This is a genomic window from Fibrobacter sp. UWH5, assembly GCF_900142505.1.
Taxonomy (GTDB): domain Bacteria; phylum Fibrobacterota; class Fibrobacteria; order Fibrobacterales; family Fibrobacteraceae; genus Fibrobacter.
Window position 1 is genome coordinate 81,902 of record NZ_FRBB01000015.1, and the last position, 9,424, is coordinate 91,325.

Consider the following 9,424-nt stretch of genomic DNA (forward strand, 5'->3'; position numbering starts at 1 on the left):
ATAAAAAAGTCCTTGACATTTTTGTGCCAAGGGCTTGTTTAGACTCTTCGACTTCGCTCAGAATGGCACTAACGTTCCACCGGGACCTGGATAATGGTTAGCCACTTTTCGGGGTCATCCTGGTTCCAGGCACCGTCCACATAAACGCAGCGGAGGTCACCCACAATCTTGTACCCGTTCTCTTCGATGTACTTGAACATCTCGGTGTAGGACTGGTAGAATCGATCGTAGGGTCCAAGGTGCTTCATGCAGAGGGCGGTTTTCACGGCAGGCATCTTCTTGAACTGGACAATGTCGGAGTCTTCAAGCATTTCCTCCACCTGTTCGCAGTACTCGATATCCACGTTCTCGTGTTTGTATTCCTTGTCGTGTTCGATGGTAAAGCAATATCCAGAGGGGGAACATTTGCAACCTAGACGTTGCATCTCGGGGCCGATGACGTTACAGCACATTTCACCGATGGCCTGGTAGTTCTTGATGACTTCACGGTGGCTGGCCACGATGATTTCGGGGAGGGATTGCACGCTGAACTTTTCCATAGAGTTGATTTTCCTTTGAGAGTCCACCATCTGGTGCAGTTGTTCCCTGCGCTTCAGCAGCCGTTCCATTTCCGCTTCACATGCCATGATTTTTTCTTCCAGCTGGTCGATTCCGGGTGTGCGGGACGTTTCCCCGTACAGGTCCTTGATTTCTTCCAGGGAGAATCCTACATCCTTCAGCCGACGGATGTCGTTCAGCCTTTGCATTTGATCCAGTTTATAGTAACGGTATCCGGTCCAGTTGTCCACCTCGCAAGGCAGCAGCAGTCCCATCTGCTCGTAGTGCCGCAGGGTCTTTACAGTCACCTGCATCATCTTGGAGAACTCACCTATCTTTAATTTCAGATTTTCCATATTGTTTTGCGGTTCGCGACCCGCTCCTCTGTGATCACTTTTCTGCCACCTCGTCAGGCGACATAATAAATATAGACCCGGCCCTAAGGGACGAGTCAATGGGAAAACTGGAGATTTTTGGAAAAAATTAAAGTTCCATAAAGAAGATCACCGCATCCACGAAACCCAGCTTCTTGTGGTTGAAGGCTCCGGGCAGTCGGCAAAGTTCCTTGAAGCCTAGGCTCTTCCACAGGTGCATGGCAGGTTCGTTGGTGCTGATGACGAAGTTAAATTGGATTGCCTTGAATCCCATTTCGCGGGCAACTCGGATACAGTCCTCCCCCATCTTGCGGCCGATGCCTTTTCCGCGGGCGGCGCTGGAAACCATGAAGGAAGCGTTGGCCACATGGCTGCCTCGGCCACGGTGGTTCTGGATGATCTTGTAGTAGCCGAGGATCTTGGTGCCTGCACTATCCTTGCCTGCGTCCGAAGCGGATTCTTCCATAACGAAACTGGTAACACCCTTGCCGAACCAGTAGTCGTATGCGTCCTGGTCGCTGGCGGTTTCCTCGAAATCGTAGGTGTCGCCCCCTTCAATCACTTCGCGGAAAATGGGGAGCATCTGGGGAAAATCATCTGGAGTAGCTTTGCGGATTTGCATATTAGGTGCGAGGTCGCGGCTTTGCCGCTTTGAGGTATGAGGTCGGTCGCTTGCGCTCCCTTTGAGCTATATAATGGCGCCTTGCGCTTTCAATACTATATAATATAGTAAGAGGAGTTTTTGTGGTAATTGTACCTAGAAAAATAATGTTGTTTTTCAAATTTAATGGCGGAAATTCCACAACATATATATATTAGTGTAGTAAATACAAAAAGACTGGATGCTTCGCTCCACTATGTTATGCTCAGCATGACACTAGGGGGCAGAACGCCAAGTATTTTAAACCTCAACGCATCCTTCGGATGCGTCCCAACAACCTCACACCTTAAGGCCATGCAATGGCCGACCTAAAAATTATGGAAGAAGTAGTAAAGTTTCTCAAGGAATGTGGCGCCTATTTTCTGGCAACTGTCGATGGCGATCAGCCCAAGGTTCGTCCCTTCGGTACCGCCGAAATTTTTGAAGGTAAGCTGTACATTCAGACTGGCAAGTCCAAGAATGTTTCCAAGCAGATTGCCGCCAACCCCAAGGTTCAGCTCTGTGCCATGAACAAGGCTGGAAACCAGTGGCTCCGTCTTAGCGGTACCCTGGTAGAAGACGATCGCCTGGAACCCAAGGTCCATATGCTGGACGCCTATCCAGAACTGAAGGCCATGTACAAGGCCGAAGATCCCAACACTCAGGTGCTTTACTTCAAGGACGCCGAGGCTGTGTTCTGCAGTTTCACTGCGGCTCCCAAGGTGGTAAAGTTCTAGTTTGATTGCCTTTTAGGCTGCTTAAATTGTGAAAATCGGTCGGCGAAAGCCGGCCTTTTTCGTTTTATCCTGTTGATAGAATGTAAACAATTAATTAACACCCTGCGATGAATAAGTCCTGTTATGGGTAAATTGTGGATAAAACTATCAACATTTAAAAAAATTATGTTGAAAGTTGCGTTGGACAATTTTTAATCTATTCACACCTGTTTCACGTGAAACATCGTTATTTGGCAATAAGTTACGGTTTTTTCATTTTATAAACGGATAAAAAGCTTCGATTTATCAACAGGTACAATGACGATATTTTTGTGAATATCTTGTTGGATTTGGAAATATCCTAAAAACGGGATGAACTTTCTATTCACATTATTTAAACATTTATCCTCTATTTATCAACAGTATAGTAAAACTTCTTGTTTAAAAGTATGCGCTTCGGATTGCGTAAAAAATAAAACCCTCAAAAATTGTATTTTTTGGGGAAAGGTAAGCCAAAGGAATTTTATGGAAAGCAACAAGTCTCGCGGAACTCGAAGCCTCTTCTGGATGAAGGTCAATCTGGTAGCGGTTGTCCTGATTTGTATACTGGGACTGATTGTTACGCACCAGTTGACGGCCAGCGGTTATTCGATGCAGCAGTTCTCCTCCGAAAGTCCTGACATTGGCGCGGCCATGAATTTCATGTACTATATCATCGCCATGGCTTTTTCCGGATTTGTCATGCTCCTGGTCTGGAGTATCTTTCAGTTTTTCTGGTTGCTCTGGTTGTTTCGCGCCGAAAAGAATTTGCGCCTGGTGGCCATGAGCAAGTTTTCTCCATGGGGTGCCGTCATTTGTAGTTGCATCCCGTACGTCGGATTTCTGATCCATTATTTCATCTTCAAGGATCTGGTAAAGCAGACTGAATCCGCGCTGGAAAGTCGCCGGCAGTCTTCTTCCAAGACGGTGGCCGAAATTCTTTCCAAGGTCAGTCCGGTTGACAAGAACTTCGTAAACGGTTTTGCGATCATGACCGTTTTGGCTGCCGCTATCGGTTTCATTCGCGATACCAGCATCTCGGGATTTTTGGCGGTGGCCTTCTCGGTGGCGTCGCTGCTTTGCTATATGAAATCTTTTGCAGCCTTCATTAAAGAGGAGCAGGCCCTGTTTGACATTTATCAAGAAGAAAAATTGATGGCCAAGGTGGACCAGGTGCTCTGGCAACGCAAGCTGGAGTCGGAATCCGCTGACGAAAAAACAAAAGTGTGATTTTATACATTTGCTAATTCCACATATATATTATATGTTTGATGAAGTTTCTAAAAAGAGGCTTGGAATGAAGAGTTTAAAGTTTTCTGCAGTTTTCGCATTGACCTGCGCCATGGTGGCCATGGCTGCTACCCAGGGTGGCAAGGTCCGTTCTGTTCTTGGCGATGTGTCTTACCAGAAGCAGGGTAAGAACAACTGGGCCGCCCTCCGAGTGGGTGCCAAGGTTCTGGACGGTTACATGATCCGGACCTACACCGAGTCCGGGGCGCAGATTTCCCTTTTAGATGGAAGTATGGTCGCTATCGGCGAAAATGCGCTGGTGGAATTCAACGAACTTCTGTTCGACAAGGATTCACGAGTTTCTGACATCAGCATCAAGAAGGGTATGATCCGCTTCGATGCCCAGAAGCAGAAAGGCAACAGTGTCTTCAAGTTTAGGACCGGAACGGCAACCGCATCGATCCGCGGTACCGACGGTACCCTCGGCATGACCGAAGCAGGTCAGCCCTACGGCGCCTTGAACTCCGGCGAAATGGTCATGGAAAATAATGGCCAGGAAATTCCTGTCAAGGCAAATCAGTTTGTGGCCTTCCGTAAGGATAAGCCTGCTGTCGTGGTAGAAGCAAAAAATGCAAGCGATCCCGAATTTGTGAAAAAGCTGGGCGAAGTCCTTGATGACACCACGAAGTCTGACGAAGCCATTCAGGCCCAGGCCCAGGAGCTGGACCAGAAGATCGAAGTCCGTAACGAGGATCTGAAATCCAAGTATAATTGTATCATCGATTCGCTGCCCGCTCTTGTCAGCGCAGACAGTATCGATATCGGCGTCACCTGTACTGCCGGCGTCCGAGTGTCTCTCGGTTCCGAAAGTTTTGAGTCCAAGGGTCACAAGTTGCATTTCACCCCCAGCTGGATTAGAGGTTCCTTCGGCGATAAGAAGTACCTGCTGAACTGCAGTGTGGACGGTGCCGATTTTGAATGCGGTCGAATTGCGTTCACCTATCGCGTGGACCGCACCGTTCGACTTCTGGAATCCGACGAAGGCAAGTGCTTTGCCGTTTTTGCCACTAGCGGATTTAATGACAACTCCGGTTCCGTTTCTGTCTTCCTGGGTGACAGCCTCATTCAGAAGACCAACATGGAAAAGGACGGTTCCAGCACCTTCACTCTTGTGCCGGGTGATCATGTGTACAAGGTGGTTGCCGAAAATGTGGATTCCGCCACGACGGCTGCCGGGACTGTGGAGCAGATGCTGAAGTGCTACCCGGTGACCAACGTGCAGATCGACATCCGCGGCGGCAATCGCGAAATTGTCAAGCGCAAGGTTTCCCAGGGCGCAGCCATCTATCCGGAACTGGAATTCGACTTGCTGGATGTGGCCGGTAACGACGTCGCCCAGGTGGAAGAAGTTATCGTCTCTGTAGACGGCGAAAATTTCGAGGCCGAGCAGGTGGCTTCTACCGTGGGCATTGGCTACAAGGTCAAGATGAGAATTCCCCGCGGCAAGTCCAAGATTGTCAAGGTGGCCGTGTTGATGCGCAGCGGTGAAACGGCTTACGCTTCCAAGATTTACGAATTCAAGTAATAAAAAAATTGGTGACTGAAAAATCCCCGGAACTTAACAAAGCTCCGGGGATTTCTTATATGACGATCAAACAGGTTTTTGAAAAAGAAAATAATTTAAAGGAGAACGTCTTTTTTCCGCAAAAAAGTTCAGCGGTAAATTTCGGGACGGGTACTGCGGAAACGCCGGTGGGTCCAGCCATACCACAGGGCGGGATTTTCACGGATCCGTTCTTCGAGCCAGGCGCGGTACGCTCCGTCTACGATGGAAATTTTTTCATCACGCTGTTTTGAGCCGCGTTGGTCCATGTTGTGCTGATTCACGTCATGCTGAACTTGTTTCAGCATCTCTTTCTGCATGTCCCTCTGCGTCTCATTCGGTTCTTGTGCTTCCACCGCATGCAGAATTTTTCTGTTTCCTTGCTCCTGGATCCAGCAGAAAAATACGGGAGTGTTCGGGCGGTGCCTCAGCAGAAAATCAGGAAGCGGATTTATTTTGGCGGGCCGCCCCAAGAAGGTTCCGTCCATGGCGCTGCCGATTCGGCTATCCTGATCCGCCAGCAGACAGAACAGTTGTTTTTTCCCGCCGCAGTCTGGCGCCTTTCCGTCCAGCTGGTCTAAAAATTCCCGCGGATTTTTGGCGTCGATGGAATAGGGCCGCCCGCGGACGCACCGCACTTTTTCGTACACGAAACGGTTCAGCCATTTCGGTTTCAGCGGAATAAAGCTGGCCTTCAGCGGAACGCCCAGCGCACAGAGCCATGCCCCGCTAGCTTCGTAGTTTCCGTAGTGTGCCGTCAGAAAAATTCCGCCCCGCCGCATCTTTTCGATGGTGCCCGCCGCCCCTTCTGCCAGCTCGAAAATTTTTCCGCCTGCAGAAAACGGATACGCCCCGCAGTCCTCGGGCAGTTTCTTGTAGACGTCAAAACAGAACAGCAACTCCCCTACGTGCCAGGTCAAGTTCCGCAGCATTTTCTTGTAGAGATTTTCCGCTTCCAGCTTTTCGCCGGACATCCACGTTCCCTGTGAAACGTATTCCAAGTTCCTTTTTATAGTCTGCTTTTTCCAGCCCGCAAAACCCAGTACCTTGAAGGCGGCACCTGCAAAAATTCGAACTGAAATCTGACCTATGGAAAACATCGATTCAAAATATAAAAAAGTGTTTGAAATTCCCATATTGGATGAGGGGCCCGTGGAAAAATTCCTGCACAGGTGCATGCGTTCAGGCATCGTCGCTAAAATTGCTAATAAAACCGACGATGCTTTTGGGTTGGGGAATTTTGTACCGCTAATATTGTTGTTATACTTGATTTATAGACCGAACGCCTGGAAGCTAGTTTTAGGTATAGTCCTGTTGAGTTCGACCCTATTTCCTTACATAGCATACAACATATTACAGCGGATTATCTGAATTCCAGGAGCTTGTAACTTTCGTAGTGGTCGGCCGTGTAATAGATGATGCAACCGGTTTGATAGACAAGTCGTTTTGTGCCGCGGCTCTGGACATTGCCGTAATCCACGTCGGCTTCGCGGTAGGTTCCGTCGGGTAGCAATTTTTCCTTGTTGCCGAAACTGTCGCCGCCGATCATGACACCCAGGGTTTTCCAGGGGTTGAAATTCCATTTGCTGAAAGTGTTTCCTGTGGAACTTTCGTAAAGTTTTTGCCCCTCGTTCTTGCACACATAATTTTTAGGCAGCTTGTCGAACTTGCAGATGTAGGCCCCCACGGAATCCCTGCTGGTGTAAACGCCGGACTCCTTGACGGCCTCGTAAATGGTGAGCTTTTTTTCTGAGTTGCCTGATGAAAACTGCGACGAACTTGACTGAGTCGGTGACGAACTTGACGCGGCCTCTGCGGAACTTGAAACGTCTTCCGAAGAACTGGAAAAGGCGCGTGATGAACTGAATCGGATTTCTGATGAACTGTAATCTTCATCGTCGTCGGAGCTGCTGACGGTAGGGGTGCTGCAACCGAAAAATGCGTTGACGAAAATGGTTAAAAGTACGAAATGTCCAAGGGCGAATTTCATACAGTTGAATATAGTTTTTTAACTTTAAGTTCTAAAATTTCAATAGGCGAAAAAAATGAAAAAAGTTGTTTTACTCGGAATTCTTCTGGCTTCTTCGATGTTTGTCGCCTGCGGTGACGATTCCTCTTCCGGTACATCTGCCGGTGGCAACTGCTTTACCGTAGAAAAATCTGTAAATGCTTGCGAATCCATTTCCAAGGATGATTTCGGTACATGGAAGTTTATTCGTAAGGATTCCTTTGGCGATGATATGCAGTATGTATATACCGTCGAAGGTGAAAAACTGGTGCTGACCACCACGGATTCTGGCTGCAATGTCAAGCGCGATGAAAAGTCCTACTCTTTCTACAATATGACTAAAGAAGCAAGCATCGAGATGTCTTACATGGCGGTTGTCTCTACTTGCGAAGATGGCCAGTAATGTAGCTCCCCGGCTGCACTTGATTTTTGCCTTTCGAAATTCTAGATTGTAGACCAAGGAGATCATTATGGCAAAGAAAGAAAAGCTGACGATCGTCGGCAACGCCAGGGGATCCGCCTCCGAGTCCGCAATGGAATCCGCGGCGATGCGATCCCTTCGAATCGATGGCTCCTGCAACGGGGCGACGCTCCGCACCAGAGTCATCAAGAACAAGAAACTCTACAATCGAAACTTTAAGCACAAGAAGTCCTTCGCTGATGCGGGGGACTTTCCTGTTTCACAGGCAAGTCTCGTCGGCTCGGAAGTGCAAACATAAATGTTTGCGTTTCGCTCGCCTCGGTTGACTTTCCTGTTTCACAGGCAAGTCTCATCGGCGTTTTTTTAAGGGATGAATTGAGTCAAAAAAAACGTCAAATTTTTTTTGAAAAAATGTTTGACAATTTTTTTTCAGCTGACGATATAATGCCTGCACGACTAAATTGGGAGCATCCAACATGTTAAATAAAAATTTCAGGGGAATGGAAAAATGTCATATTATGACAGCCGTCTTTTGCTATATTTTAACGTGATGAGAGATAGAACCACATAACAAGCAAGACATTTTTTTAGAGGGGTGCCCGGCAGGGTGCGGCGCAGCGTATGCGTTAAATCTCGGCTTTTGCGATTGCGTTCGCAATGGTCTTTTGCAATGGTTTTCGCTACAACCAAATAAGAGGGAATCGGCATGGCAAATAATGTTTCTAGGAAGGGAGTCAACATGAAAAACAATCAGGTCTACACTTGGACCGCAAAGCAGCAGGACTGGCTTGAACAGGCTCAGTCCGGTAACGATGGCGCATGCAGCAGTCTTTTCTGCTCCATGAAGGATACGCTGGAAACGGTTCACCGTTACAGCCAGGATGGTCTGTATCCGGCAAAGTTCGGTTACGACTTTAACTACAATGGCCGCTCTTTTGAAGATGCATCCAGCGACATCTACACTGCATTCAGGGATGCTGTACGCCGTTTCGATGCTACTCAGGGAGTACCCTTTGGCGCCTATGCCGTAAACGACTTGCGTCATCGAGCCATGGACTGGACTCGCGACCGCCAGAACGATCGCCTTGTCATGGTCGGACAGCGTCTGAACGATGGTGTGGACGGCAATGGCGATTACTGTGTTCTGTTGCAGTCTGACTACGATTCCTTCGTAGATGATTACTACGCCAGTAAGTCCGACTCCATGTGCGATGCAGAAGCTCATCCGGTAGAATTCTGCGAAATCATGGACCTGGTCGAAAAGATTCGCCAGGAAGTCATCAAGAGCGGCGATGTCCGTCTGCTGGAATTCATGAATCTTTACCTTGAATGCTGCTGCGAAAAGAAGGCAATGGAACAGATTGCCGAGCGTATGCAGGTTACCCGGGCCATGGCCTACGTCTACATGGATAGGTTAAGGGCTTTGATTGCGCCTAAGTTTGGCCCGGATTATGGCGCCGCTGCGTAGGCTGTCAAAAGATTTCTGTTGGCAGAATGTTGATTTGATGGGGAAAATCTAGTGTTTATGCGAAAAATGCGAAAAAATGTGATTTTTTTTAGATTTTTCCCTTGACATTCATCCAGAAAATTCTATAATTGGCCTCACCTCCGAACGAGACAGCCGAAACGCTGAAACGGACGGAAGCGAGAACCCGAGAGGCTCTCGAGAAGATTGAAGGAATCGGAGATGTGCTTAGTGACGGCCCAAGAAATTTCTTGGAATTAGTCAAATACGAACGTGATTACGGGACCAAGACTTTAAAAAAATTAATGAAGAGTTTGATCCTGGCTCAGAACGAACGCTGGTGGCGTGTCTTATACATGCAAGTCGAGCGGGGACTTCGGTCCTAGCGGCG

At 48.2% G+C, this 9,424-nt stretch carries 10 protein-coding genes and 1 rRNA gene; 7 read left to right on the forward strand and 4 right to left on the reverse strand.

All coding sequences use genetic code 11. From position 1 onward, the window contains the following. Nucleotides 1-68: 68 nt before the first annotated feature. Nucleotides 69-893, reverse strand: a complete 825-nt coding sequence (locus tag BUB38_RS11900; RefSeq protein ID WP_073160813.1) for a MerR family transcriptional regulator — start codon at nt 891-893, stop codon at nt 69-71. Nucleotides 894-1,020: 127 nt separating this feature from the next. Beyond that, nucleotides 1,021-1,533: a GNAT family N-acetyltransferase gene (locus tag BUB38_RS11905; protein WP_073160815.1), complete on the reverse strand. Its 513-nt coding sequence runs from the start codon at nt 1,531-1,533 to the stop codon at nt 1,021-1,023. Between the two features lie 356 nt (nt 1,534-1,889). Between BUB38_RS11905 and BUB38_RS11910 the strand changes: the two genes are divergently transcribed. The 3 genes from BUB38_RS11910 (at nt 1,890) to BUB38_RS11920 (ending at nt 5,121) form a co-directional block, all read left to right on the forward strand. Continuing rightward, a complete protein-coding gene (locus BUB38_RS11910; protein ID WP_073160817.1) occupies nt 1,890-2,288 on the forward strand; it encodes a pyridoxamine 5'-phosphate oxidase family protein in 399 nt (132 codons plus the stop codon). Nucleotides 2,289-2,792: 504 nt separating this feature from the next. Continuing rightward, nucleotides 2,793-3,536: a hypothetical protein gene (locus BUB38_RS11915; RefSeq protein ID WP_073160819.1), complete on the forward strand. Its 744-nt coding sequence runs from the start codon at nt 2,793-2,795 to the stop codon at nt 3,534-3,536. A gap of 67 nt (nt 3,537-3,603) precedes the next feature. Next, complete coding sequence (locus tag BUB38_RS11920) at nt 3,604-5,121, forward strand: FecR family protein (RefSeq protein ID WP_073160821.1); 1,518 nt, start codon at nt 3,604-3,606, stop codon at nt 5,119-5,121. Between the two features lie 128 nt (nt 5,122-5,249). Here BUB38_RS11920 and BUB38_RS11925 read toward each other — a convergent pair whose 3' ends face one another. Both BUB38_RS11925 and BUB38_RS11935 read right to left on the reverse strand, forming a co-directional pair. Next, entirely contained in the window at nt 5,250-6,239 is a 990-nt protein-coding gene (locus BUB38_RS11925) for a lysophospholipid acyltransferase family protein (protein WP_073160823.1), read from the reverse strand. 263 nt (nt 6,240-6,502) lie between these two features. After that, a complete protein-coding gene (locus BUB38_RS11935; RefSeq protein ID WP_073160827.1) occupies nt 6,503-7,129 on the reverse strand; it encodes a ribonuclease domain-containing protein in 627 nt (208 codons plus the stop codon). A 55-nt stretch (nt 7,130-7,184) separates the two neighbouring features. Here BUB38_RS11935 and BUB38_RS11940 point away from each other — a divergent pair, with 55 nt between their 5' ends. From BUB38_RS11940 to BUB38_RS11955, 4 genes are all read left to right on the forward strand, one after another. Continuing rightward, nucleotides 7,185-7,550: a hypothetical protein gene (locus tag BUB38_RS11940; protein WP_139258429.1), complete on the forward strand. Its 366-nt coding sequence runs from the start codon at nt 7,185-7,187 to the stop codon at nt 7,548-7,550. A 67-nt stretch (nt 7,551-7,617) separates the two neighbouring features. Next, nucleotides 7,618-7,866: a hypothetical protein gene (locus BUB38_RS11945; protein ID WP_073160831.1), complete on the forward strand. Its 249-nt coding sequence runs from the start codon at nt 7,618-7,620 to the stop codon at nt 7,864-7,866. 441 nt (nt 7,867-8,307) lie between these two features. Beyond that, on the forward strand, nt 8,308-9,036 hold the full coding sequence (locus BUB38_RS11950) for a sigma factor (protein ID WP_170932334.1): 729 nt from the start codon (nt 8,308-8,310) through the stop codon (nt 9,034-9,036). Nucleotides 9,037-9,335: 299 nt separating this feature from the next. Continuing rightward, nucleotides 9,336-9,424: ribosomal RNA gene (locus tag BUB38_RS11955) — 16S ribosomal RNA — on the forward strand; the annotation flags it as partial.